The 24,689-nt window shown below is 63.8% G+C and carries 18 protein-coding genes and 1 other RNA gene; 11 read left to right on the forward strand and 8 right to left on the reverse strand.

Going from position 1 to position 24,689, the window contains the following annotated elements; genetic code table 11:
• Positions 1–140: 140 nt before the first annotated feature.
• Both GNK13_RS21260 and GNK13_RS21265 read left to right on the forward strand, forming a co-directional pair.
• Positions 141–803, forward strand: a complete 663-nt coding sequence (locus tag GNK13_RS21260; protein WP_164104650.1) for a metallophosphoesterase family protein — start codon at positions 141–143, stop codon at positions 801–803.
• 158 nt (positions 804–961) lie between these two features.
• Complete coding sequence (locus GNK13_RS21265) at positions 962–2,521, forward strand: BBP7 family outer membrane beta-barrel protein (protein WP_164104651.1); 1,560 nt, start codon at positions 962–964, stop codon at positions 2,519–2,521.
• Positions 2,522–2,531: 10 nt separating this feature from the next.
• On the opposite strand, the gene GNK13_RS21270 is transcribed toward GNK13_RS21265, so the two are convergent.
• Positions 2,532–3,674 carry a Gfo/Idh/MocA family protein gene (locus GNK13_RS21270; protein WP_164104652.1) on the reverse strand — a complete coding sequence of 381 codons (1,143 nt, stop codon included), beginning with the start codon at positions 3,672–3,674 and terminating at the stop codon, positions 2,532–2,534.
• Between the two features lie 627 nt (positions 3,675–4,301).
• Between GNK13_RS21270 and GNK13_RS21275 the strand changes: the two genes are divergently transcribed.
• Both GNK13_RS21275 and GNK13_RS21280 read left to right on the forward strand, forming a co-directional pair.
• A complete protein-coding gene (locus GNK13_RS21275; protein WP_164104653.1) occupies positions 4,302–4,934 on the forward strand; it encodes a response regulator in 633 nt (210 codons plus the stop codon).
• Between the two features lie 21 nt (positions 4,935–4,955).
• The gene (locus GNK13_RS21280) at positions 4,956–6,335 is read left to right on the forward strand and encodes an enolase C-terminal domain-like protein (protein ID WP_164104654.1); all 1,380 of its coding nucleotides are present in this window, start codon (positions 4,956–4,958) and stop codon (positions 6,333–6,335) included.
• A 23-nt stretch (positions 6,336–6,358) separates the two neighbouring features.
• On the opposite strand, the gene GNK13_RS21285 is transcribed toward GNK13_RS21280, so the two are convergent.
• Both GNK13_RS21285 and GNK13_RS21290 read right to left on the reverse strand, forming a co-directional pair.
• Positions 6,359–7,258: a hypothetical protein gene (locus GNK13_RS21285; RefSeq protein WP_164104655.1), complete on the reverse strand. Its 900-nt coding sequence runs from the start codon at positions 7,256–7,258 to the stop codon at positions 6,359–6,361.
• Positions 7,251–7,988, reverse strand: a complete 738-nt coding sequence (locus tag GNK13_RS21290; protein WP_235935390.1) for a PTS sugar transporter subunit IIA — start codon at positions 7,986–7,988, stop codon at positions 7,251–7,253. Before GNK13_RS21290 ends, GNK13_RS21285 begins: the two co-directional genes overlap by 8 nt.
• A 623-nt stretch (positions 7,989–8,611) precedes the next feature.
• Here GNK13_RS21290 and GNK13_RS21295 point away from each other — a divergent pair.
• The 4 genes from GNK13_RS21295 to GNK13_RS21310 all read left to right on the forward strand — a co-directional run bounded on the left by GNK13_RS21295 (position 8,612) and on the right by GNK13_RS21310 (position 13,138).
• Positions 8,612–10,120, forward strand: a complete 1,509-nt coding sequence (locus GNK13_RS21295) for a glutamate ligase domain-containing protein (protein WP_164104656.1) — start codon at positions 8,612–8,614, stop codon at positions 10,118–10,120.
• Positions 10,121–10,459: 339 nt separating this feature from the next.
• Entirely contained in the window at positions 10,460–10,924 is a 465-nt protein-coding gene (locus tag GNK13_RS21300; protein ID WP_164104657.1) for a hypothetical protein, read from the forward strand.
• A 45-nt stretch (positions 10,925–10,969) separates the two neighbouring features.
• Positions 10,970–11,962, forward strand: coding sequence for a hypothetical protein (locus GNK13_RS21305; protein ID WP_164104658.1), 993 nt, complete (start codon positions 10,970–10,972; stop codon positions 11,960–11,962).
• Between the two features lie 93 nt (positions 11,963–12,055).
• On the forward strand, positions 12,056–13,138 hold the full coding sequence (locus GNK13_RS21310; RefSeq protein ID WP_164104659.1) for a DUF3500 domain-containing protein: 1,083 nt from the start codon (positions 12,056–12,058) through the stop codon (positions 13,136–13,138).
• 162 nt (positions 13,139–13,300) lie between these two features.
• On the opposite strand, the gene GNK13_RS21315 is transcribed toward GNK13_RS21310, so the two are convergent.
• Together GNK13_RS21315 and GNK13_RS21320 are read right to left on the reverse strand one after the other, a co-directional pair.
• Positions 13,301–13,804, reverse strand: coding sequence for a putative molybdenum carrier protein (locus tag GNK13_RS21315; protein WP_164104660.1), 504 nt, complete (start codon positions 13,802–13,804; stop codon positions 13,301–13,303).
• A 211-nt stretch (positions 13,805–14,015) separates the two neighbouring features.
• Positions 14,016–14,699, reverse strand: a complete 684-nt coding sequence (locus GNK13_RS21320; RefSeq protein ID WP_164104661.1) for an RluA family pseudouridine synthase — start codon at positions 14,697–14,699, stop codon at positions 14,016–14,018.
• Between the two features lie 54 nt (positions 14,700–14,753).
• Here GNK13_RS21320 and ssrA point away from each other — a divergent pair.
• Positions 14,754–15,116: a transfer-messenger RNA gene (gene ssrA / locus GNK13_RS21325) on the forward strand.
• A 105-nt stretch (positions 15,117–15,221) separates the two neighbouring features.
• Positions 15,222–18,062: a PAS domain S-box protein gene (locus GNK13_RS21330; protein ID WP_164104662.1), complete on the forward strand. Its 2,841-nt coding sequence runs from the start codon at positions 15,222–15,224 to the stop codon at positions 18,060–18,062.
• Positions 18,063–18,110: 48 nt separating this feature from the next.
• Here GNK13_RS21330 and GNK13_RS21335 read toward each other — a convergent pair whose 3' ends face one another.
• On the reverse strand, positions 18,111–19,952 hold the full coding sequence (locus GNK13_RS21335) for a hybrid sensor histidine kinase/response regulator (RefSeq protein WP_164104663.1): 1,842 nt from the start codon (positions 19,950–19,952) through the stop codon (positions 18,111–18,113).
• Positions 19,953–20,416: 464 nt separating this feature from the next.
• Between GNK13_RS21335 and GNK13_RS21340 the strand changes: the two genes are divergently transcribed.
• On the forward strand, positions 20,417–21,997 hold the full coding sequence (locus tag GNK13_RS21340; protein ID WP_164104664.1) for a response regulator: 1,581 nt from the start codon (positions 20,417–20,419) through the stop codon (positions 21,995–21,997).
• 166 nt (positions 21,998–22,163) lie between these two features.
• Here GNK13_RS21340 and GNK13_RS21345 read toward each other — a convergent pair whose 3' ends face one another.
• Both GNK13_RS21345 and GNK13_RS21350 read right to left on the reverse strand, forming a co-directional pair.
• A complete protein-coding gene (locus GNK13_RS21345) occupies positions 22,164–23,546 on the reverse strand; it encodes a DUF2254 domain-containing protein (RefSeq protein ID WP_164104665.1) in 1,383 nt (460 codons plus the stop codon).
• A gap of 82 nt (positions 23,547–23,628) precedes the next feature.
• Positions 23,629–24,414 (reverse strand): hypothetical protein, encoded by a 786-nt coding sequence (locus GNK13_RS21350; RefSeq protein WP_164104666.1) that lies wholly within the window; start codon positions 24,412–24,414, stop codon positions 23,629–23,631.
• Between the last annotated feature and the right edge of the window lie 275 nt (positions 24,415–24,689).

Raw genomic sequence — 24,689 nt, forward strand, 5'->3', positions numbered from 1 at the left:
GGGGGGGGTGACGATAGGTCGGCAAGCAGGGGGGGGACGCTGGCCAAGGGGCGGACGATCGGAGATAACCGGAAAAGGATTTTGCGGGGCGACGTGGCTCGCTTCGCCTATTACCCGCTGCAGAGCACGGATCGGCGACTATGGGTGGACGGCTGCTGGCAATCGGAGATATCCACGGCTGTAGCGTTGCGCTGGAGGCGCTGCTCGAGGCGATCGAACCAGGCAAGGAAGACACGGTGGTGACGCTCGGCGACTACATCGATCGGGGCCCCGATAGCCGCGGCGTGATCGATCGGCTCATCGCGCTGGCCGGCCAGACGAAACTGGTTCCGCTGCAGGGCAACCACGAGCAGATGATGCTCGACGTGCTCCAGGGGCGGACGACGCTGGCAACCTGGACCCCGCATGGTGGGCTCGCGACGCTGAACAGCTTTGGGTTCAGCGGCGACAGGAACTTCCTCACCGCCGAGCAGCAGGCCTTCTTCGATTCGCTGCTCGATTATTTCGAGACCGACACCCACTTCTTCGTGCACGCCAATTACGACCCTCAGTTGCCGCTGAACGAGCAGTCGATCGAGATGCTCCGCTGGCGTTCGCTGCGGGACTCGATCCCCGAGCCGCACATTTCGGGGCGGGTCGCCGTCGTCGGCCACACGGCGAACCCGGAGGGGGGCATTTTCGACCTTGGGCATCTGATCGGGATCGACACGTACTGCTACGGAGGCGGTTTGCTGACCGCGATGGAGGTCGGAACCGGACGGTTTTGGCAAGCCTCGCAAGATGGGCAGGTGGCGGTCGCCTGAGCCGTTCCAGGAATCGCCGGCACAACCGTCACATCCGGCAAAACTTGCCAGGATTATTTAACCGTTGCGACTGTCATTGCCGATCCACCTAGTGACGGACGCCCCACGGCTGTCGTCCGCGCTTTCGTTTTGAGGCCTCCTTGGGCCGGGTGGATCTTATGAAATCTTCGCTTGTTAGTGACTCCCGCTTCCGCACCCCTCGCCCCCGTCCAGCGGCCAGCGGATTGGCAACCAGTGGATTGGCAACCAGTGGACTGAGGCTGTGGGTGCCGGTCCTGGTCCTGACGCTGCTCGGATCCACGACGGTCGGGGCACAGCAGAACGACCGCCGAAGCTCGGGCCGCCACAATCGCGGAACCTACCAGCCGCCGACGGTCGGTGGCGTGCCGACGGGGCGGGCCGCGTCCGTGCCGCAGCCGCCGGTCCTCGCTCCGGTCCAGGCCGAGGTGATTCCGGTTCCGCAGGGCGAAGAGATTTATCTCGACCAAGAAGTCTACAGTGAGCCCGGGGTGACCTACTACGAAGAGGGCCCCTACCTCGAAGGCCCAGTCGTCGACGGCTACGACCCGAGTTGCGACGCGATGCCCGGTGGTCTGCCCGGCTGCGGACTCGAAGGAGGGTCGTGGAGCGAGCCGGTGTGTGGCTTTGAAAACTGCGGCGGGTGTGGCATGTGCTCCAACCAGGGCTGCATTCCGCTGCCGCGGCTGTGTGCCGACCAGTGGTTTGGTTCGGCGGAGTGGTTGCTGTGGTACCGCCGCGGTCAGAGCTATCCGGTCCTCGCAGCGACGGCCCGTTCGGGAAACACCCCTGGGACGATCCTGTTTGGTGGCGAGCGAGTTGGTGAGTCGGATGAATCGGGATTGCGGTTGACGATCGGTCACTGGTTGGACGACGCCCGCTGCCGATCGCTGCTGGTCCGACTGTGGGCAGTGGACGATGAGGAAGTGAATTTTGGAGTCACCGGCGCGGATGGATTGACCGTCGTCCGCCCCTTCCTGGACGTTTCCACGTCACCGGCAACGGCGGGAGAGTATGTGGCAGTCCGCCCGGGAACTCAGGATTTCCTGAATATTGGATTTCAGTCGGAGCTGTCTGGCGGAGATGCCTCGCTGCGACAGTTGTGGGGGCGAGGTTTGGGGGGCCGGATCGATTTCTTGTACGGTTATCAGTACCTGCGATTGGACGAGAACCTGACTATCAACAGCCGCACCGCGGGCCCGGCGAATTCAACGCAGTGGCTGACGGATGAATTCGATGTGGAGAATGAATTCCATGGAGCCCAGTTGGGATTGGCGATCCATTACGACGAGCGGTGCTGGTCGTTCGACGCACTGGCCAAGCTCGGCTTTGGGAGCATGCAACGCCGGGGCAATCTAACGGGCACGACGATCACTCGCGTCGGAGCCGACGAAGATATTGAGAACCAAGGCTTGTTGGTTCGAGCGACCAATGATGGAGCGACTGGTGACGGGACTTTTGCGGTTGCACCGGAAGTCGCCGTGGGGCTTGGCTGGCAGCTGAACCGGCATGTCAATGTCACCTTCGGTTACAGCTTCTTGATGGTCACCGATGCCCTGCAGACTTGGCGGACGATCGATGATGACTTGGCCGTCAATCTCGACGATCCTCCGGTCGATCCGGCCCGCCCGAGCCGGACCTTTTCCTACAACGATTATTGGGTGCAGGGGATGCAGTTCGGTTTGAATTACAATTATTAAGTGACCGGGCTCAACCTGGCAGCTGCCGGGTCTGCCCCGGGCGTTTGGGTTCACCCGACTGGGCGCTGTCGATCGCGGCAAAGCACAACCCGAGGCTTTGCAGATTGTCCGCGGCGCTGATCAGGGTCGGTCGTTTTTCGCGGATGCTGCTCAAGAGCTCGCACATCGTGCCGCGGAATCCGTCGGGGAACCACTTGCCGATCAAGTTGGGATGGTAGGCCCCTTCGTCGGTCGTCAGGGTGACTTGCTGGTCGTTATTTCCTTTGCCCAGGCTGAGAGCGACTCCTTGGGTGCCGGCGAGATAGGTTCGCTCCTGCGGGGAATGCCGCACGATGGCGTCGAAAGTCATCGTGGCTTGAGCGTTGTCCAGTTCGATGAGAACCTGACCGAGCAGGGCGGGCATAATGGCTTGATGCGGTGCCCGAGTCGTCGTGGCATAGACCCGCTCGACTCGCGAGTTCGGAAGCAGGCAGCGGACCATATCAAACCAGTGGATCGCATAGTCATACAGGACCAGATGTTTGACATGTTCAAAGGCGGTTCCGGCGACCCAGGTATGGTCCCAATCAACGCTCATCCGCAACGCGAATGTCTCGCCGAGCAGACCAGCCGCAACCGCCTCCCGCATGTAGCTGAAGTGGGGGGCCCACCGCCCGTTCTGGTTGACCGCCAGATAGACTCCCATTTCATCGGCCAGCTCGACTAGTTGTTGTCCGACGTCGAGGTCGAGGACGAACGGTTTTTGACTGAGCACATGCCGACGGGCGCGGAGGCAGTCGCGAATGATGCTGGGGCGGACCTGCGGGTGGGTGGCGACGTCGAAGACTTCCGCATCGGTCGCGCGGAGCGCGTCATGATGGTTCTGAAAGACCTGAGCGTCGGGATAGAAGCGATCGCGAAGGGCGGTGGCTGCGGCGAGATTGACATCGACCAGACCGGTGACCGAAAGCCCCGCGTCTCGATAGGCTTCCAAATGGTGGCGGGCGATGCCGCCGCAGCCGACCAGCACGATGCCCGGATCATAATCGTCGGGCCGCTGCGGCCGATACTTCACCAGTTCGCCTGGATGGGCCTTGCGGGTCGGCAGCGCTTCTTGGGGCGAAACCAATTCGGTGAGATCAGTCCGGCGATTGCCCGGCGCTGGTTGAGTCATCTTCGGCTCTGGGAGAAGGCGTGGCGTGGAGGTGGGGGGTACGAGGCTGCCAGATGGGTACAGCCTCGCTCGCTTCCTGCGCTCCGAGTCGCACAGGTGCACACCGCGTCACATCGGGGCACAACCGCCGCAAGCTACCTTGGAACCCTGCGACGACGAAGGGGGCGCGGCGAAAGGAGCGGTTCGAGATGGAGCGGAAAAAAAATCTCCATCTCTTGAGAGGGAACATTCGACCCGCATCATCGGGGGGAGCGTACTATCGTCTGTGGGCGGAATGTGTACAAACTGATGACGCCTTAGAGATTCTTGCTGACTTATCCTGATGCAATCGGGGGCCCACGGGGGCCCACGGAGGACACTCCGCCCGGTTTTTGATGATCTTACAGACTTTGAACCACACGCTGGCACTGCGGTTGCATCGCCAGCAGAGGGGGGGAGGTGTGGGGGCGTCGATACCGCTTTGGCTGGGGATTGGGATGAGACGAAGAGGGTTATTGAGCGCGGGCCTTCGCCGAACGGGCTGGTCTACCTCCGATGGTGGGGATGCCTGAACAGCGCGGAACGCAGAACCACTATTGACGGGCCAGCCGCATTGCCGCGGTTCGGATTCGTCTGGAGTTTATACTAATGTCAATTCGCGTTTTTGTTGTCGACGACCACGAGGTCGTGCGCGTCGGTCTGCGGGCGATCTTCGAATCGACCCCTATCGAAATTTGTGGCGAGGCGTCGACCGCTGCCGAGGTGGCTGAGCAGATCGACGCCCTCAAGCCGGATGTGTTGTTGCTGGACATCCGCATGGAGGGGGGAGACGGCCTCAACACGTTGGGGCGAATCAAGTTGGACCACGCCGATCTGCCGGTGCTGATCTACTCGGCCTACGACAATCCCACCTATGTCGCGCGGGCCGTTGCCCTCGGGGCGGCCGGGTACGTGCTCAAGGAGGCCTCGGCGGAGAAGCTGATCGAGGCGATCGAAACGGTTGCCAGCGGAGCTTCGGCTTGGACGCGGGAAGAGTTGCGGCGGGTCACCGGTGCCCTGGCCACGCCGCGGTTGTCGGCCGATATTGAGGTCCCGCTGACGCAGCGGGAAAGCGAAGTGCTCCGCCAGATGGCGCTCGGTTTGACCAACAAAGAGATCGCCAAAGCGCTGTCGATCAGCTATGAGACGGTCAAGGAGCACGTGCAGCACATCCTCCGCAAGATTGGTGTGACCGACCGCACCCAGGCCGCCGTCTGGGCGGTGCGGAAGAAACTCGTCTAACCACTCCAACGCTCGAGCGACATGAAAGATTCAGACCTCGCTTCCTACCAGTTGCAACTCGATACCGAACTATTCGGCTATCGCGCTCCGATGAAGTTCGGCGGACGAGTGGTCACCGACGCCGTTCTGATGAACGTCGTCTGCGTTGCCTCGACTCGAGATGGGAAGCGAGGGATCGGGTTTGGATCGATGACCGCGGGAGTGGCGTGGGCGTGGCCGAGTCAAACGTTGGCGGCCGATCAGACGCTCAGCGTGGTCCTCGAGTTGGCCGCTCGCTTGGTGCAGGATGCTGCCGAAACGCAAGTCGCCGGCCACCCGCTGGAGATTTGTTGGGCGGCGGCCGAGCGGCGTGACGCGATTGCCGAGAAGCTCGAAGCGGAGCTCGAATTGCCCGAGCCGATTCCCCCGTTGGCGCGGCTGCTCGCGGCCAGTCCGCTCGAAGCGGCTCTGTTCGATGCCCACGGCAAAGCGGCTGGCCGAAGTAGCTTTGCGATGCTCGGACCGGAATACCTAGAAGGGGACCTGTCCCGCTTTCTCGGCAGCGACTTCGCTGGACTCACGCTCGACGAATTCGTCGCGGCCGAACCCCGACCGAGCATGCCGCTGTATCACCTCGTCGGCGCCCTCGACCCCTTGGTCGCCGAAGACGTGACCAATCCGCTCGGCGACGGATTGCCCGAAACGCTGGCGGAGTGGATCCGCCGCGATGGCCTGACGCACCTCAAAATCAAGCTCGACGGGAGCGACGCCGCGTGGGACTTGCAGCGGGTCCAGCGGATTAGCGAGACGGCCGACGAAGGGCCGCGGGGGGCGGACGCCGAGTGGTCCTTTTCGCTCGACTTCAACGAGCGGTGCCAGGACGAAGCGTATGTCCTCCAGTTGCTCGATTCGCTCGAGGAGCAGACACCTCGAGCGTTGGAGCGGATTCGTTATATCGAGCAGCCGACGCATCGCGATCTGCATCTCCATCCGCACAACACGATGCACCGCGTCGCCGCGCGGTTGCCAGTCGTGATCGACGAGTCGCTGATCAATTACGAGAGTTTGCTATTGGCCCGCCAGCAAGGCTACTCGGGAGTGGCCATCAAAGCATGTAAGGGACATGCCGAGGCGCTGTTGATGGCCGCCGCGGCTCGGCATCATCAGATGTACCTGTGCGTCCAGGACTTGACCTGCGTGGCCGCCGGCTTCCTCCACTCCGCTTCGCTCACGGCCCATCTTCCGGGAGCCGCGGCGATCGAAGGCAATGGACGCCAGTACTGCCCCTCGGCGAACGTCGCCTGGAGCGGAGATTACCCGGGGCTGTTCGATGTCCGCGAGGGCGTGTTGCCGACTTCCCAGTTGGCCGGCCCCGGCCTCGGCTACGCCACCCCCCAGGCCGTGCTCGAGAAGTACGCCTAGGGAGTGCGGTCGATCTCCGCTGCTCAGCGGGGGATGGCGTGCAAGTGGTGATCGATGAAGTCGCGGATCACTTGATTGGTGAACGGCTTGCTGATCAACCCCTCGATTCCCGCGCGGCGGGCGGCGGCCCATTCCTCGGCTCGCGGGAAGCCGACGATCCAGGCGTGCCGAGGGCGCTGCCGCACGGGGCTGCAGGCGGAAAAGGCAAGTCGCTCGCGCCACAGCGCCGTCGATGTAGGGGGCGCGGCCGTGTCGTCCCAGAGGCAGATGTCGACGTTGCGGGTGCTGGCCGGGAACGGCTGAGGAACCCAGACGACCGAGTGCCCCAGCGCCGCGACGGCGTCGATCAAACCTTCGACCGATGCGGGGGAGGTGGCGACCACGGCGACGTGTTGGCGAAGCCCTCGAGCGGCACTCGGCGAAGGGGGCCGGTGACGATCCGCCAGTGGCTGAGTCCGCCAGGGTGGGGCGGAGAACCAACCGGGAACGACTTGGTTCCAGCGGTGCCAGTAGACGCGATCGAATTCGGGCCATGGCTGTCCGGTCCGCGCTTCTCCTTCGCAGTCGCTGCCGAGCAGCAGCGTTTTCTCGGCCGCTGGAAAGAGCCTTTGGAGTTGCTCCAGGAGATCGTCCGAGGCGGCGGCGCGGTCCATGCGGGCCACGACCACGCGCCCAACCCGTTCGGCCGGCCGGGCGAGCAGGTCTTCGAATGTCCGTCGGGGTGCGAGCTGCAGGGCCCGCTCGGCGCAGTAGCGGAACGCTTCGATGCACTCAGGCCGGTCGGTCGGTCCGACCCACACGAGGGTGCCGCCCCCGCTCTCGCAGGCGGCGTTGCTCTCGCAGGCGGCGTTGCTCTCGCAGGCGGCGTTGCTCTCGCAGGCGGCGTCTCGCGGCAGTGAATCGCAGCACGGACCACTAGGCATTCTCTTCGATCTCCGACGGATGGTAGAGTTCGTCATCGGCTTGCCGAAGGATCGCGATGGCGTCTCGCGGGCTTTCGGCAGCCCGCAGGCCGGTCAGCACGTCGTCCGAGCCGAGGACGCGGCTGAGTTTGGCCAAGATTCGCAAATGGACCGCATCGTCGTAAGAACAGATCAGGAAAAAAATGTCGGTCAGCTGACCGGCATCGGAGAAGGGGAGCGGCGAGCGGCAAATCCCGACGGCGATCAGCGAGTCGGCCAGGATCGAGGTCTGGGGACGCCGCGGGTGGAGCAAGGCCACGCCGCTGTCGAGCGCCGTCGGGTGCATCGCCTCGCGAGCCTGCACCGCCTCGCCCATGGCCGCCGGATCCCACAGCAACCCGGTATTCGCGGCCAGCTGGCACATCTCGCGGATCACCGACGACCGCGTCCGTGCCAGCAGCGGAGCGGCGACCGCCTCGGGATGCAGCAGTTCCCCCAGACGCGGCGTCTTTTCCGCTCCGGCCGAACGGTCGAGCATGGCTTCGACCCGCTCGAGCTGCTCCTCGTCGGCCGCTCCGATGCGTTCCTCGAGCCAATGGTGGATCTCGGCTTCAGGAAACCGCCACTGACCACCCACCTTCCGCCCGGGCAGGCGGTTCCGCTCGGCCATCTTGAGTACTTGGGCGGGTGTCAGGTGGAGATAGGCCGCCAACTGTCCGATGTCGAAGTCTTCCACAATGCTTGTATCCAATTGAAGGGATCCTAAAAGCTATCCGCGCGGGCGCCCCAGCGGCCAGCCCTGGGATGGTGAAAAGCCCGGAGGAAAGGTCGCCCGAAGTAGAAACGGCACGTCAAAACATCACCCTCCCGCCTGCGGGAGGGTCGGGCTCTCAGGCCCGGGGAGGGCAATGGGTTTCGGCACGAACTCTCGATTGAGCCGTTAGAAAACAAGCCAATCCGTCGAGCAAAAAAGGTCACACTCACTCATCACGTGAGCGTCTACCGGCCCCTCCCCGCTCGTTCCTCGCGACCCTCCCGGGGGGAGGGTGATGTCTTTCGCGGAACCGCTTCAGCTCACTCGCGTGAAAGCTTTCACCCTCCCAGGCCAGCCCCCCATGCCTCCATGAGCTCGTGCCCCCGTCACGATAGGCACCACGTCGAGCGGGCGGAGAGAATTTTTTTCACCTTGGGAGTCTGGAAGTTCGCGCAACTTTTGCGGAGCGGAAGGCGACTTTGAGAGGCGAATACGACTTTGCGGCTTGACCGATCGAGGGCGATGCGGACAATGCAGCGGTCCGAGTTTGCGGTGGGCAAGGATTCGTCCACCGAGGATCGCTCGACAGCTCGCATTTGAACCGGCAAGGAGGCCGAAACATGGAAGATCAGGGTCCGTGCGCCCCGCTGGGCGTTTCGCTGCGGCAGACTTTTCCACGCTCCCAGTTCTTTGGCGGTGACGACGTTTGGGTCTCCCGCGTGGTGACCGATTCGGTCGCCTGCCAGCCGGGCGACGTGCTGGCGATTCTCGGCGACAGCATCGATCCGCTCCAAGCCGCCTGCGATGCGCTGGCTCGCGGGGCTGCCGGGATTCTGACCGAACAACTGCTGCCGATTCCGTTGCCGCAGTGCATCGTCAACGATGTCGGGCGGGCGGCGGCGAAGCTCTGCGACGTGCTCCATGAATCGCCCACCGAATCATTGCTGATGGTCGGAGTGGTGGGGGCCGACGGCAAGACTTCGACGGCCCTGCTGACTGCCGCCATGCTGCGTGGAGCCGGCTATCGAACGGCTTACGAGACCGACCTCGGCGATTGCGACGGAGTGATCCAGTCGGTGCCCCCGCGGCGGGCCGACACCGTTACATCCGTCAGCGAGTTCTTGGCCTCTGCCCGCGACTCGGGCTCGGCCGCCGCCGTGATCGAACTCTCGGCCGAGATGCTCCACTCGCCGGTCGTCGACGCGCTCCAGTTCGACGTGATCGTATTGACCGGAGGGAAGCCGAGCCGGCAGTGCGAAATGGGCCTGGCCGACGCGATGGATTTGGCACTGGAACGCCTCCGGGAGGGCGGGGTCGCGATCGTCAATGGCGACAGTCCCGCGGCGATGGCAGCGGCCGACCGCGCGGGCGTCCCAACGCTCGTGCACGCACTGCGTCGCGACGCCGATGTGTCGGCAAAAATTTTCGAACAGCAGCCGGGGATGACCACGTTGATGGTCACTGCCGGGGATGTGACCGCGGTGCTCGAAACGCCGTTGACCGGTGCCGCGATGGCAGCGAACCAGCTGGCGGCGATCACCCTGGGGCTGCTCCTCGAGCTGCCACTGCACCAAGCGATCGAATCGATCAGCGGCGTCAAGAGTCTGCCGGGTCGGATGCAGCGGCTGCCGGGCTACGGTGAGACCGCCGTGGTCCTCGACGCGGCGGGGTCGGCCGCCCGTCTGGGCAACGCGCTGAGGAGCCTGCGCCGCGAGCGGTGTGGCGGCAAATTGTGGATCGTGGCGACCGTCGCTGAGCGGCAGAGCGAGTGTGAGACGGCGGCCTGCGGGCGGACCGCGGAACGCTACGCCGATCACGTCGTGCTGACTTCCGGAGCGGCGGGGAAAGCGAACTTTCTCCGGCGTGCCCACTGCTGGCTCGATGGCGTGGAGAATGTCGCCGGGCCTCGCTTGATGGCGGACCGCCAAGCGGCGATCGAGTGGGTTCTCGATCACGCCGCAGCGAACGATACCGTGTTGATCGCGGGCGGCTGGCCGAGCGATTCTCCCGAGCTCGAGCGGGGGGCGATCGAGGCCGACGCCCACATCGTCGCCGCCCATCGCGATCGCCAGGACAGCGGAACGGAGCCGGTGATCCTCTCCCACCCGGCCCTCCACGCAGCCAGCTAGGACGGGACCGGTCTCGCGAAATTTGCGTTGACAGCAGACCCGGCGGCTTGGTAACTCGCATCGCATCCGACCAATTGGAAAGCTTCGTCGTGGGCAAGCGGTTTGCGGGAACCGTTTGCCGGCCTTCCTCCGAGGCCAGAGCGAATCCCTTGGCGTGACGGTTACTGGGTCAATCGTCCCGCGAAGAGCTTGGCGACGAAGTTTTTTCTCTGACACCGGGGGAGCCGCGAGAGCGCCTTCCCCGGTGCCAGGATTCAATCGAGCAGGGACGCGCGAAGCGAAGATTCACGCGTCCCTGCTTTGCTTTTGGATCCTCCACTCCTGATTAGCCGATGCTCCATGCTCCACTGCCGACGCTGCGGCGCGCAATCGATCCTCGGGCGGAGCGAGCGTCTGAGTCTGCTTCGCAAGGCAGGCAAGCTGCGGCGCGACGCCCGCCCCGATCCGGCGCTCATCGACACGCTGTTCGAGGCCGAACTGCCGCGGTTAGCTTGTCCGGAGTGCGGCGAGACGGCGCTCGAGCAGCGGGAGGAACTGCCGAGTCCCGAAGACGAACTCGATCCGGAGGAGTGGGGGGAAGCGCGGCGATGTGTCGCCTGCCGAAGCATCATCCATCCCGATCGCCTCGAAATTCTGCCCGACACCCGACAGTGCTCAGCGTGCGCCGCGGCGGGCAAGACCGGAGAAGCCGACGAGCGCGATTTCTGTCCCCGCTGTGGTGCCGAACTCCTCTTGGCCGAAGCCCGGGGAGCAGGACTCGCGCGGTACACTTCGCAGTGTCGCAGTTGCGGATACCGTGGCTGATCCGGATGCTGGACCCACCTTTCCCCACCGAAACGACCTGACGCCGTGACCGATTTGCCGCCCACCTCGAACGAGCACGGCTCCGACGCTCCTCCCACCGCGTCACCTTCTCCTGAACTTCCCCCCGCTGCTGCCGACGCGCCCGCTGCTGCCGACGCGCCTGCTGCTGCCGACTCGCCCGCTGTTGTTGACACGCCCGCCGCTGCCGACTCGGCTGCTGCTGTGAGGACGCCCGCTGCTGCAGGGGGGGACGAGCCGCCGGAGCCCCGCCGGCGGCCTCCGTACCTGGTGATCGCAGCGGCCACGATGCTCGGTGTGTTTGCGCTCAACGGGATCCGGTTGCTATGGGACACGCACAGCGAGCCGGAGCCTCCGGTGCGGATCGACCTAGTGTTGGGCGAACAGATTGCGGCGGTCGTTGCTGGCGAGTCGGAAGCGATCGAGCTCAGCGACCGGGAAGTCCGCGATTCGGATCTCGAACCGCTGAGGGAGCTTGGCGGCCTCCGCACCTTGATCTTCGATTCCGGCGTTGTCACCGACGCGGGGCTCGCAGTGATCGCGACCCTTCCGGACCTCAGTCACCTGCGGCTCCGCAATTCACCGATCAGCGACGCGGGGATTGCGAGCCTCACGGAGCTCGAGAATCTGCGGGTTCTGAACCTGCCCCAGTCGCAGCTTACGGCCGACGGGGTGGCCCGCTTGAGCGGCTTGCCTCGACTGCGGCAACTCCGTCTCGGCGGCAGCGAATCGACCGGAGACCTGAGCCGGGGCGTTGCGAAGCTGGAGAATTTGCGAGCGGTCCATCTGATCGACGTCCCGGTATCCGACGCCGGGCTCAAACAGCTCGCCGCGCTGCCCTATCTCGAATCGCTCTATCTGGACAACCCGAGCGTGACCGAGGCGGGGTGGCAGTGGTTGTTTGAGAATCATCCGGAGCTGCACGTGCACCTCAACCAGCAGCACCACGATCGCGATCCGGCGCGGCACCCGCACCACAGTGGCGAGGGCGCGAGCGAGGGCGCGGGCGGGGGCGGATGATTTTGCAAACCGCTGGCGAGCACGATACGATTCACGCTGACCCACCCCACAGCGGCGATCCAGACTTTCCCACCCCTTCCGGATCCAGTCATCATGCTCGGACCACGCCTATCCTCGCCCCGCTTTCTGCGGCGGCTGATTCCTACGACGCTTGTTGCCGCGACGCTCGGGGCGATCACGATCGCCGCGGTGCAGCAGCAGTCGCCCGCTGAAGGGATGCAGCAGTATGCCGGAGCGCTGCTCTCGACGCTCAACGAGGCCCAAAAGAACGAGATGCTCTTGCCTTACGGCAGCGATGCTCGGGTGGGATGGCACTTCATCCCCAAGGACGAGCGAAAGGGGGTGCCGCTTCGCGAGATGAACGACGCTCAGAAGGCGGCTTCGATGCGTCTGCTCCGCGCAGCGCTCAGCGAAGCGGGCTACACCAAAGCGACGCAGATCATTCTTCTCGAAGGCGTCCTCCGCGAACTCGAGGGGAGCGACCGCCGCTGGGCTCGCGACCCGGATGGCTACTACGTCACCCTCTTCGGCGAGCCGGCCGAGTCGGACAGCCCCTGGGGGCTCAGCTTCGAGGGCCACCACCTCTCGCTGAACTTCGTTTGCCAGGGAGACAAAGTGGTCGATTCCACGCCCCAATTCTTCGGGGCTAATCCGGCGATCATCCGCAGCGACGTCGCAGGGCCGCTCGGCAAGGGGACGCGGGTGCTGGCCGAGGAGGAGGAGCGGGCCTTCCAGTTGATCGGGATGCTCAGCGATGCTCAGAAAGAGAAAGCGATCATCGCTGAGGAAGCGCCGTCGGAGATCCGCGCTGCGGGCGAACCCCAGCCGCCGCAGGAACCGCCGGCGGGAATCAGCTACCGGGACCTCAACGCCGAACAAATCGAGACCCTCGAGAAACTCGTCGAAGTCTACGCGACGGCGATGCCCGAGCAGGTCGCGAGCGAGCGGATCAGTGCGATCCGGCAAGCCGGTTGGGGCAACGTGCACTTTGCTTGGGCAGGGGCGACCAAGCCTGGCATCGGTCACTACTACCGGATCCAGGGGCCGACGTTCCTGGTCGAGTTCATCAACACCCAGCCCGACGCCGAAGGGAATCCCGCGAACCACATCCACTGCGTGTGGAGAGACATGACGGGCGATTTCGCGCTCGCTCAAACCCCAGCGGCTCAGCCCTAGACGGCGCGGATCGCATCAGCCGCCGGGCGCTAGCTCCATGCTATCGAGCTTGGACCATCAGCCGCCACGCGCTAGCGTCCGGTTCCCGAAAACGCCGGGAGAACCGGACGCTAGCGCGTGGCGGCTGATTTAGCTTTCTTCCGAACGCGTTAATTATTCGCGCTATTCCCGGCTCCCGGTTAGGACTCTCAGCAGTAGTTCCTCGGTCCGTTCGGCAATTCCCGGGTTACTGCTTCCGCGAGGACCGGCCACGTTCAGCACCGTCGGCCGCGTTTGCGTTAGCCAGCGGCGGATCGTCTCGACCCCTCGCGGATCGTCCAGGCGGACCGCGAGCGTCGGCTTTCCGAGCCGTGCTGCGATGCGCTTGGTGAGCAGCGTTCCGCCGCGGAGTTGGCCGTCGTGCAGGATCAGCGTCGCGTCGCTGTCGATCACGTTCTGCTCGGTTCGGGCGGTGTACTCCGGCGAATCCATCTCCTGCATTTCATAGCGGGAGGGAATCGAACCATCCTCGGCCAATCGACCCCTCGGGCACCAGCCACCGTGGCCGAGCCCCAAGTCGATCGCGGCATCCAAGGCGCCGCGATCGACCCCGGTTTGGCCGCCGGAGACGATCCGCTGCGGGCAAAACGGTTCGCCCGATCGGTTCCGAGGATTGGGGTCGGCCATCTGCCCGTTCCGTTTGCTGGGCCGTAAGGAGCGAGGGCTCTATCCGAAAACTGCGATTCGTCATCACCCTCCCCCCGGGAGGGTTGGCCTCTTAGGTCCGGGGGGGGCCGCTAAATCCCTCCACGCTCATTCCTCGCGGCCCTCCCGTGGGGAGCTCGTTGTGGCGAGTGTACGCACATTCAGTGTAGTGCTCGGTCAGTCGCTTGACTAGCTACGGCGAGAGGCGGAGTGCAGCCCAGGCGGCTGGGGGCGGGGCCTCGAAGCGAAGCGGTTCGCGGCGGGTCGGGTGCTCGAGTTCCAGCACCGAGGAGTGGAGGGCGATTCCCGCACCGACGGCCGGCGTCGTCGCGGCATACTTGCGATCCCCCCAGACCGGGTGGCCGGCGGCCGACATCTGGACCCGAATCTGATGCTTGCGCCCAGTGAGCAGCTCGACTTCCAAGAGCGATTTATCGTGGAGTTGGGCGAGGGTTCGGTATCGCAAACGCGCGAGTTGGGCGTCGTCGCGATCGGCTCGGGTGACGCGCATCCGGTGGGCCGCGTCGTCCTTGCGGAGCCAGTTTTCCAGCGTCCCCGCGTCGCTGGCCAACTGTCCTTCGACCACCGTTTGATAAACCTTCCGCATCCGCGAGTGGCGAATCTGTTCCGAGAGTCGAGCGGCCCCCTTGCTGGTGCGAGCGACGACCAGCACTCCGCTGGTGACCGTGTCGAGGCGGCTGACGATCCCGACGAACACATTCCCCGGTTTATTGTACTTTTGCTTCAGATACTCGCCCGCCCAGCGGTAGACGCTGGGGCGATCGGTCGTCCCCACCGTAGCCAGCCCAGCGGGTTTATTGAGAACCAACAGGTGGTTGTCCTCGTACAGAACGACGGGCGAAGGGCTCCGGGGCATACGCTGGATTGTCTTTCGCTCTCGAGCCGATAAACTAGACGGTGACGCTTTTTCGGGGGCGACTTAGATTCGACCGGATATCAAGAAGCGTCGGTTGCGTGCCGTGGTTGGTCAGTAGGCCACGTAAAAAGCTGACCGCAATTTAGTTGCCGAGGAAAACCTCGCAATGGCTGCGTAATAAAACGCGGCCCTGGCTGATGGGGACTGCCGGAGTCGCCTGAAAGCCGGTCACCAATTCCGGATCGTCCGCCGCCATGCCCGACACGCGGTGGACTAAACAACGTTTCGGGATAGCGACTGAGGCAGCCCGTCGGCAGGCGGCCTTGGAAGCGAAACACCCCAAATTGTCGACTACGCGCGTAGACGCCGCCGTGGATGTGTCGCGGGACGGGAGTGCAATTCTCCCCGCCTCCACTTGAAACGCCGCTTGTGAGCTCTCACAAGCGGCGTTTTTCATTTGCGGCCCCTGCCAGCGCTCCCTCGTGAAAATTCGTCGCTGCGACATTGTGAGCAAGCTCCTGCATGGACAATGATCGACCGGGTTCGCCCGCCGGTGGCGATGGCGAGATGTTTCGCGTGCTCGCCGAGCACGTACGCGACTACGCTGTCTTCATGCTCGACGCCGAGGGACGCGTGCAGAGCTGGACGCGTAGCGCCGAGCGGCTGCTGGGGTACAGCGAGGAGGAGATCGTCGGCCGCGCTTCCGAAGTTTTGTTCACGCCCGAAGACCAAGCCCAAGGGATCCTCGCGGCGGCGCTCAAGGAGTCGCTGGCGAGTGGCGCCGGCGAGCTCGACCGCTGGCTGGTCCGCAAGGATGGGACGCGGCTTTGGGCGAGTGGGACCATCACCCCGCTGCCCGAGGAGTCGGGAGGGAACCGCGGCTTCGCGACGATCGTCCGCGACCGAACGCAGTGGAAGCAGGATGAGCTAGTCCGCCGCGAAGCGCTGCGGCAGAGCGAGGAGCGATTCCGCGGATTGATGGAGCAGGCTCCTTTCAGCATCCAGATTTTTGCCCACGACGGGCAGACCGTCCGGGTCAACCGGGCTTGGGAGGAGCTGTGGGGCATCGCGGCTGACCAGATCAGCGATTACAACGTCCTCCACGATCCGCAGCTGGCGGCCAAGGGAGCGGCCGGCGTGATCGAGCGGGCGTTTGCCGGAGAAGTCGTCCACGTCCCGGCTGTCTATTACGATCCAAACGAAACGGTGCCGGATCGCACCCGGCACGTCGAGCCCCGTCGATGGGTCACGGCCGTGGCCTACCCGCTCCGCGATCGGGACGGCCACGTTCGCGAGGTGATTCTCGTCCATGAAGATATCACCGCGCGGAAGCTGGCCGAGGATGCACTGCGGGAGAGCGAAGAGCGGTTCCGCGGAATCGTCAGCCACTCGGTGGCGGGGGTTGCCGAGGTCGATCTGAGCGGAAAGTTTTTGTTCGTCAACGATCGCTACTGCGAAATTGTCGCGCGGACTCGCGAGCAGCTGCTCGCGATGAAAATGCAGGACATCAGCCATGACGGCGAGCTCCGCACCAATCTGGTGCTGTTCGATCGGATCGGTCGCGACGGACGCTCCTACTCGATCGAAAAACGGTACCTGCGGCCCGACGGCTCCGAGATCTGGGTCAATAACAGCGTCTCTGGGCTCCGCGATTCGGAAGGGCGAGTGCAGTCGATCGTGGCGGTCTGCGTGGACATCAATGAGCGCAAACGGACCGAACAGGACCTGCGGTTCTTGGCCGATGCCAGCCGCTCACTGTCGACGTTGATCGATCCCCGGAGCACGATGCAGCGGATCGCCAGCATGGCCGTGCCGCACTTCGCCGACTGGTGCGGGATCGAGTTTGCCGATCGCGATGCCAGCGGCGGTGAAGAGCTCCAGCAACTCGCCCTCGCGCATGCCGATCCCGACAAAGTGCACGCGGCGGCGGAGCTGCGGAAACGTTGGCCGCCGAATCCCGCGGCTCGGGGAGGGATCTATCACGTCTTCCGATCGGGCGAATCGGTGCTGGTCGAAGAATTCACCGAGGAGATGCTGCGGGCTTCCACCGAGAGCGGGGAACACTTTGAAGCGGTGCGGTCGCTGGGACTCAAGTCGTATATGTGCGTTCCGCTGGTGGTGCGGGAGAGAACGATCGGCGTGATGACCTTCGCTGCGGCCGAATCGATGCGTCGCTTTACGACCAGCGATCTAGCCGTCGCCGAAGACTTGGCTCGCCGGGCCGCGATTGCCATCGACAATGCGCACCTCTATGCCACGCTTCAGGAGGAGGGTCGCAAGAAGGATGAGTTTCTGGCGATGCTCGCCCACGAGCTGCGAAACCCGCTGGCCCCGATTCGCAGCGGTCTCGATCTGCTCGCGATGATGGATGTCGAGCGGGAAGTGCTCGAGATGATGCAACAGCAGGTCGAGCACATGGTTCGCCTGGTGGACGACTTGCTGGACGTTTCGCGAATCATGCGTGGGAAGGTCGAGCTTCGCCGCGAGTCAACCGAGCTCTCCTCGATCATCAACCGCGCGATCGATTCGGTCCGACCGCTCATCGACAAGCATCACCAGAACCTGACTCGCTCGCTCCCAGCCGAGCCGGTCTGGATCGATGCCGACCCGGTGCGGATGGCGCAGGTGATCGGAAACCTGCTGAACAACGCGTCGAAGTATACCGAGCCCGGCGGCGACATCGAGCTTTCGGTGGAACGCCGCGATGCCTCCGTGCTCCTGCGCGTCCGCGACTCTGGCATCGGTATTCGCCGCGAGTTGCTTCCGCACGTGTTCGATCTGTTCACCCAGGACCAACGCACGATCGACCGCTCTCAAGGCGGCCTCGGGATCGGGCTTACGGTCGCGAAAAGCCTTGTGGAGTTGCACGGCGGGACGATCGCTGCGAACAGCGAAGGGACGAGCCGGGGGAGCGAGTTTGCGGTACGGCTCCCAACGATTCCTCCGCCGCAATCCCACGCGGGATCCGAAAGCCATCCCGCGGACGCGCCGCCGCTCAAGATCCTGATCGTCGACGACAACGTGGCCGCGGCGAAAATGCTGGCGCTGCTGTTAACTCGGATCGGGGAGCATCGAGTCACGCTGGCTCACGACGGCGTGGCCGCGGTCGCCACCGCAAGGGACGTCCGTCCGGATCTGGTGCTCCTCGATATTGGCCTGCCGCGCCTCGACGGTTTCGAAGTTGCCCGCCAGTTGCGGCAAGACCCGAGCCTCCATCACCTTTATCTGGTCGCGCTGACCGGCTACGGCACCGAGCGAGATCGCCGCAAATCGCTCGAGGCCGGTTTTGACGAACACCTTGTCAAACCACCGCGGCTGGAATCGCTGCAAGCGCTCCTCGCCCACGCCAGACCGGGTGGCTGAGCCGGGAGCTGGGATAGCACCACCATCGACGAAGGGGCCGCGGGCGGTTCAGTCGGTGGCGTCGAGTACTTCGCGGACTTTCCTCACCAGAGCGAGTGGTGAGAAGGGTTTTTGCAGGAAGGCGACTTCATCCTGTACCAGGCCGTGCCGGACCATGGCGTCGTCGGTGTGCCCGCTGAGAAACAGGACTTTCATCTCCGGGTAGCGGGGGCAGAGCACGTGGGCCAGCTCCGGGCCGCCGAGCTCGGGCATCACGACGTCGGTGACCAGTAGCTCGATCGGTTCGCGATGCTCTGCCAGGAGCGCCAGGGCTTCCCGGCCGTTGCTCGCCACCAGCACTTGGTAGCCCTGTTGCTCCAGGATGCGGAGGAGCAAGCGGCGGACGGCGTCCTCGTCCTCGACCAGCAGCAGCGATTCGCTCCCGGGAGCCGGTTTTCCAGACGCTTCGTTTTTAGGAGCCGCCGCGGTTCCCTCGACGGCCGGGAAATGCAATTGGATGACCGCTCCCGCACCTGGTTCGCTGCTCACGTCGATGTAGCCGCCGTTTTGTTTGACAATGCCATGCACCACGGCCATTCCGAGTCCGGTGCCTTTTCCGACCGCCTTGGTCGTGAAGTACGGTTCGAATAGCCGCGCTCGTACCTCGGGCGTCATCCCGCAGCCGGTGTCCCGGACCGTCAGCCGGACGTAATCGCCGGCGATCGCCTCGGGGTGTGACGCGGCACGCCGCTCGTCGAGCGAAACGTTGGAAGTCTCGATCTCGACCTCCCCGCCGCGCGGCATGGCATCCCGCGCATTGACGATCAGGTTCATGAGAATCTGCTCGCACTGTCCGGGATCGAGTTTTATCAACCGTAGATTCGGTTCTTGACGAAGCCGCAAGCGGATGTCTTCGCCGATCAGGCGTCGCAGCATTCGTTCGATGTCGCTGACGACCGTGTTGAGATCGAGCACCTTGGAGGCCAGAATCGTCTGACGGCTGAAGGCGAGGAGCTGCTGGGTGAGAGAGGCGGCTCGTTGGCCGGCGGCGCAGATTTCGCGCACGAATTCCAGTCGCGCGTCGTCCGACGGGAACTGCTCAGCGAGCGACTCGCTGTTGCCGGTAATGATCGTCAGCAGATTGTTGAAGTCGTGGGCGACGCCTCCCGCCAGCTGCCCAAACGCCTCCATCTTTTGAGACTGGCGAAGTCGTTCTTCGAGCAGGCGGTGCTCGGTAATATCGACGACGCACCCGATATAGGCGTCGAAGGTCCCGTCGCGGTTGAAACGCGGCCGGCCAGCGGCGATTGCCCAGCGATAATTGTTGGCGTGATCCAGGAAGCGGTACTCGAGTTGGAGGTCGGATTTCCGCTCGGTCGCGGCGACGAATTGCGATTTTGCCAACTCGCGGTCCTCCGGATGGATCCGCTCGAGCCATCCGAACCCCAGCGCCTGTTCGACGCTTTGCCCCACCAATCGCGCCCAGTGCTCATTGATGAAAGTGCAGTAGCCGCTCACGTCAGTGACCCAGATCACCACCGGTGCCGTGTTGGCCATCTGGCGGAAACGCTGTTCGCTCGCCTGGATTTGCAGCTCCGCCTGCTTGCGATCGGTCAGGTCCCTGCACACCCCGGCGAGGTGGGGATGGTGGGTCTCGGGATCGATGCGAAGGCGGGCCACTGCCGACACCCAGCGGGTCTGCCCGGTCGCCAGCACCACGCGAAACTCTTCCCTCAGATCCCCCTCGCCCCGCTTGGCGGCGGCGAATGCGGCATCGACGCGGTCGCGGTCTTCCGAGTGGATCAAGCCGAGGAAGTCGTCGGCCGTTCCCGACTCGAGTCCCAGAATTTCGGCCGCCTGCTCGGAGCGGTGCACGGTCCCGGTGGCCAGATTCCAATCCCACGCGACCATTCGCGCGGCATCGAGGGCGCAGGAGAGGAAAAACGCTCGCTCCTGCGATTCCCGGTGTGCCCGCTGGAGCTCAGCCTCCGGTGAGATTTCCTCCGCAGAGATTTCAGCTGGAGGAGCTCTCCCCGGCGCAACGGCGTCGGGGCGTCGTCCAATTTCAGCACGCTGGCACTGATTCGGAGGCCTATCCATGGGCAATTCCAGCATTCGGCGGCCGCGGATTCCGCGATTTCTTGGACCGTTGCCAATTTTTAACGTAGGGTCACACGGCGAGGCTTTGTCAGAAAGCCAGGGATCGATCCGCGCGGCACTCCGCCGCCGGGCCTTACGCTCGCGGGTGAATCAGGGGGCTCGGGGCATTCTGACAAAAGTGAGCGTCAACCTACAAAACCACTCCCGGTTTGCCAACGTGAATGAGGCCCAGCGTTATGCCATCTGAGTCTGGAACAGCGAACTCGGATGCTCCGGTGACTGAATTCGGTCCGCACCTTTGTCGTTTCTTGGAGCATCTTTCCACCGCCGCGTACGCCTGCGATTCCCAAGGGCGAATCACGGACTGCAACCCGCAGGCGGTGGAATTGTGGCAACGACAGCCTCGGCTCCATGACGCGGAGCAACGCTTCTGCGGCTCGGTCAGCTTGTTTGACGCGAGCGGCAGCCCGCTGCCACACGACCAATCATGCGTCGCCCGTGCGCTTCGCGAGAACCGTGAAGTGGTTGGCGAAGAAGTCGTTATCGGCCGGCCCGATGGAAGCCGCCTCGAGGTGCGGATCCACGTTCAGCCCCAAGCCGACCCCACCGGAAAACTCGCCGGCGCGATCGTGGTGTTCCAGGATGTCACGGCGGAGCGGCGGGCCGAAGAACAACTCAAGAAAGCTGCCCGAACCGAGGCCGTAGGCAAACTGATCGGCGGGCTCTCGCACGAATTCAACAATCTGTTGACGGTCATTGGCGGCTGCGCGGAATTCGCCCTGCTATCGACCGAGCGAGAGGACCCGAACTACGAGGCGCTCGTCGAGATCTCCGGGGCGATCGAAAAAGCATCGCTCCTGACGAACCAGCTTCTCGCGGTCTGCAAAAAACAGATCATTCAACCGAGAGTCGTCAAGATCGACGAACTCGTGGAGCGGGCGACGCCCCTGATGCGGCGAATCGTCGGCGAGGGAGTCGAGGTTCAGGGGGCGCTCGGCGCGACCGACTGCTTTGTCAAAGTGGATCCGGGGCAGCTCGAGCAAATCCTGTTGACGCTCGCGGTCCACGCGCAGAAAGCGACGCCCGACGGCGGTGTGTTGCGAATTGAAACCGCGCGGACGAATTTTGCGCCGTCCGGTTCGCCGTCCGGTTCTGGGCGGCCCGCGGAAGTCAAAGCGGGTGAGTTTGCGATGATCTCCGTCTACCAGAGCGGTTCGGAGTCGCTCCTCGGCCCGCTCGATCCCCCGTCGACCCTCGCCTCGCCCGTCGACCGCTACACGACCGGAGCCGATCTCGGGCTCGACGTCCTGCATGATTTTGTCCGCAAAAGCGGCGGGTTCACGACGCTCACGCACGACGCCGAAAGCGGCAGCACATTGAGCCTCTACCTGCCGGTGCTCGACCATCCCGCGGCTCCTCCACTCCTGGAGCCGGGGGCGGCCGACCAGCTCGGCGGAGTGGAGACGGTACTCGTCGTGGAGGACGACCCGGCCGTCAACGCGATCATCTGTCGCACGCTGGCCAAGCACGGTTACCAGGTCCTGCAGGCCGGGGATGGAGTGGAGGCGCTGCATCAGGTCGAGTCCGACTCGAGCATCCGCGTCGTGATCTCCGATGTGGTGATGCCCCAGATGAGCGGGCACAAACTGGCGGCCAAGCTCGCGGCCTCCAATCCGGCCATCAAAGTCATGTTTATCAGCGGCTACAGCCAGGACGCGGTGTTTTGCCAGATCGTGGGCGAGCACAATGTCGCCTTCTTGCAAAAGCCCTTTTCGCCAGGGGAGCTCGCTCGATCGGTGCGCACCTTGTTGGACAGCGAAGGTGCCTCTTCTCGGCCCCATGCTGCCGCTTCTTAGCCCGCCTGCTCGGTCGACGAGCACGCATCGTTGAAGTCCCTGCGTGCGTGGTCCACGAGAATCGCCTTCGCGGCTCGCCGTGAAACGACTGCGCCACCAACCGCTGTGCGTGGCGGATTTGATGGCAGGCCCACGTCAAAGGGGCTCTGTCGAACGAGCTGCGGCTTTAGGAACGCGTCGCGGCTGGAGCGGCTGCGGACGCTTGCAGTGCGAGCTGCGCTTCCGCGTAGCGACGCTCGACCATCTGGCGGTCCCGCTCGGCGGTGGCGGCCGTGACGGCCAATTCGTAGGTCATGCTGATGTGCGCCGAGAGGCACTGCCAGTCCGACTCGTGCCGGATATGGACGGCGATCCGCGCGAGTGCTTCGAGGATCCGGATCAGTACGTCCAGCGAATTCTTTGCGTACTGCCGGATCTGATTGAAGCTGGTGTCGAAGAAGTCGCACCGCGTCCTCGCCTCCGCAACCACTCGCAACCGCCCCTCGTCGTCGACGCGGTAGGTCGAGGGGAAGCGGCGTCTTGCTAGTTCCGACATTGCCGCACCCAGTCGGTCGACGCACTGGATCGCGGTGAACGGATCGTTGACTCCGGGCGAGAGAGCTCGCACAGCAACCTCCACCAGTTGTTCCACGACGAAGTCGGTGTCCTGCGTCCAGGAGCGCTGGTCTCCCGTGGCGAACGAATCGCGCAGCGCGTCGATGATGGAATCATCGAGTCGCGCTTCGGGCCAAGCGCGAAGCACCGGGTCGTCGCGGTGCACGAACTGTCCCGGATGCCGCTCCACCCTCACAATCAGGTCGTGTTCGCGGGTGATCGCCAATAGCTGCTCCGGCTCGATCCGTAAGACGTAGCCATCCGATCCCGCCAAAATAACTCGCGACTCCTCGAGAAAACGCGAAGGGACCTGGGCCGCGGCATCGGCCTCGGCTTGGTCCACTTCGTGGGGGTGCTGACCGATCAACTCGGGATACAACGTCTGAATCGAGTGAACTAGGTCTTCGGCAACCGATGCGATGACATTGGGTGCTTGGATTGCCTCTGCGGCGTGGTGGATGAAATAGATCAGCACGCCCAGACCGGCGATGGCAATTAGAACTGCCAGCAGAATACTGAGCTGGGGCACAAAGACTTCGATGCCGAGATCGTCGCTGGTGCCTTTGATCTTGCGGAGCACGAGCAGGCAGTACAGAAACGCCGCCAGAAAGGTGCCCAGGGTGATTTGGTTGCCGGTATCCCGCATGAAATTCCGCAGCAGCCGGGGCCCGAATTGGCCCGACGCCAAGGTCAACGAAACGATCGTGATCGAGAAGACGACGCCCGCCAGACCAATCATGGAACTGGCGATCGTCGCCAGCAGCGTCCGCGCTCCTTCGGCCGTTCCGGTGTAAACCCAAGTGGCTTCCTCGAGAATTTCCTCCGGCAGTGCGGCGTCGATCCAGACCATCGTGAAGCTGAGCAGGATTGCCGCGAGCGACATCGCCGAAGGTACGAACCAGTAGCTGGCGCGAATCGACTCCCAGAGGCTGAGGAGGTGAGCGGTCAGTTTCATCAGCGAGCCAAGCCATCGGAAAGAAATCGAGTCGAGTCGGCGGAGCGTTTATTCTATCGGCTCGATTCCGCTCTCGCTTCTTTCATGCCCAGCGAACTTGGATCTGCGGAGACAGCCGCGTCAGATACCGAAGCAGGACAAAGTTGAGCGTGGCGATTCCGACCAGCTCGCATGTTTCCTCGCAGGTCATGACGGCGATGTACGACGCTGCGTCAAACCCCCGCGATTCGGCCAGGTATCCGCCGAGCAGTTCCAACCCGAGAGCTCCTCCCACATAGAACGCCCCAGCGATGATCAGCCCGTTGCGAATCTCCGATTTCAAACGAAGGAGGAACGGCAAATAGATGATCGCCACCAAAGCGACGAAAATTGCTCCGGGAATCACCCACGCGAAGTAGAAGATTCCGCCCAGGTCCAGTCGATTGCGGAGGGCGACGATCAGGATCTCGTGCGTGTAGGTTGCTTCGTCCAGTGCAAAGGCAAGGAACAGCAGACTCAGCCCCATCCAATACCGCATTCCCGCGTGACGGTTTCGAGTGTGATGGGCGTCAGCTCGAGGCGTGTCCGCCTGCTGGTTTCCATGGAAGTAGGCGATCAAGCCAAACAAGCAGCTGGCAAGGAACAACCCGAGCGTGGAAAACCAAGCCGGAACGTTATTCTCAAAGTCGAGATAGAACCTTTTGCAAAGCTCATTGACGGCTCCGTAGGCTTCGGCTGGATAAGACAACATCACCAGCTTGGCAGCCGTGCTGAGAGCAACGAGCAACAAGATCCCGACCAATAGCACGCTATAGATGCGCGCCGGCGGGATCCGGAGCACGAAGTGATCGTCTTGGTGCATGGGCAATCCGCTATTCGCATCGAGCATCGGCGTGCTTCGTGTTTGTCGAGGGTACGATGACATAATTTGAACCGTAGGCGCTAGCCTCTGTCAGAAAACTCCAACTCACCACTGCCCTCCCCCCGGGTGGGTCGGGCTCTTAGGCCCGGGGAGGGCCTGCTGAACCCAGACGCGGGGAGGGTGTCGTTCCCGGTTTTCTGGCAGAGCATAGCTGGACAGCGCCACTTTCTTACGCTGAATTGCCATAAAGTCAGCAGTGCCCAGCAGTTGGCTACCAAGTCGTTTAACGGCAAGCCGAAGGC

The organism is Candidatus Laterigemmans baculatus (assembly GCF_010367455.1).
GTDB classification, from domain to species: Bacteria; Planctomycetota; Planctomycetia; order Pirellulales; family Pirellulaceae; genus Laterigemmans; species Laterigemmans baculatus.

Bases quoted from the DNA above. Each gene is read 5' to 3' on its own strand.
- GNK13_RS21320 (WP_164104661.1), bottom strand. From the start codon at position 14,699: ATGCCCCGGAGCCCTTCGCCCGTCGTTCTGTACGAGGACAACCACCTG.
- GNK13_RS21295 (WP_164104656.1), top strand. From the start codon at position 8,612: ATGGAAGATCAGGGTCCGTGCGCCCCGCTGGGCGTTTCGCTGCGGCAG.
- GNK13_RS21270 (WP_164104652.1), bottom strand. From the start codon at position 3,674: ATGACTCAACCAGCGCCGGGCAATCGCCGGACTGATCTCACCGAATTG.
- GNK13_RS21285 (WP_164104655.1), bottom strand. From the start codon at position 7,258: ATGCCTAGTGGTCCGTGCTGCGATTCACTGCCGCGAGACGCCGCCTGC.
- GNK13_RS21345 (WP_164104665.1), bottom strand. From the start codon at position 23,546: ATGAAACTGACCGCTCACCTCCTCAGCCTCTGGGAGTCGATTCGCGCC.
- GNK13_RS21260 (WP_164104650.1), top strand. From the start codon at position 141: ATGGGTGGACGGCTGCTGGCAATCGGAGATATCCACGGCTGTAGCGTT.
- GNK13_RS21335 (WP_164104663.1), bottom strand. From the start codon at position 19,952: ATGGTCGCGTGGGATTGGAATCTGGCCACCGGGACCGTGCACCGCTCC.
- GNK13_RS21315 (WP_164104660.1), bottom strand. From the start codon at position 13,804: ATGGCCGACCCCAATCCTCGGAACCGATCGGGCGAACCGTTTTGCCCG.
- GNK13_RS21300 (WP_164104657.1), top strand. From the start codon at position 10,460: ATGCTCCACTGCCGACGCTGCGGCGCGCAATCGATCCTCGGGCGGAGC.
- GNK13_RS21330 (WP_164104662.1), top strand. From the start codon at position 15,222: ATGGACAATGATCGACCGGGTTCGCCCGCCGGTGGCGATGGCGAGATG.
- GNK13_RS21265 (WP_164104651.1), top strand. From the start codon at position 962: ATGAAATCTTCGCTTGTTAGTGACTCCCGCTTCCGCACCCCTCGCCCC.
- GNK13_RS21310 (WP_164104659.1), top strand. From the start codon at position 12,056: ATGCTCGGACCACGCCTATCCTCGCCCCGCTTTCTGCGGCGGCTGATT.
- GNK13_RS21350 (WP_164104666.1), bottom strand. From the start codon at position 24,414: ATGCTCGATGCGAATAGCGGATTGCCCATGCACCAAGACGATCACTTC.
- GNK13_RS21280 (WP_164104654.1), top strand. From the start codon at position 4,956: ATGAAAGATTCAGACCTCGCTTCCTACCAGTTGCAACTCGATACCGAA.
- GNK13_RS21275 (WP_164104653.1), top strand. From the start codon at position 4,302: ATGTCAATTCGCGTTTTTGTTGTCGACGACCACGAGGTCGTGCGCGTC.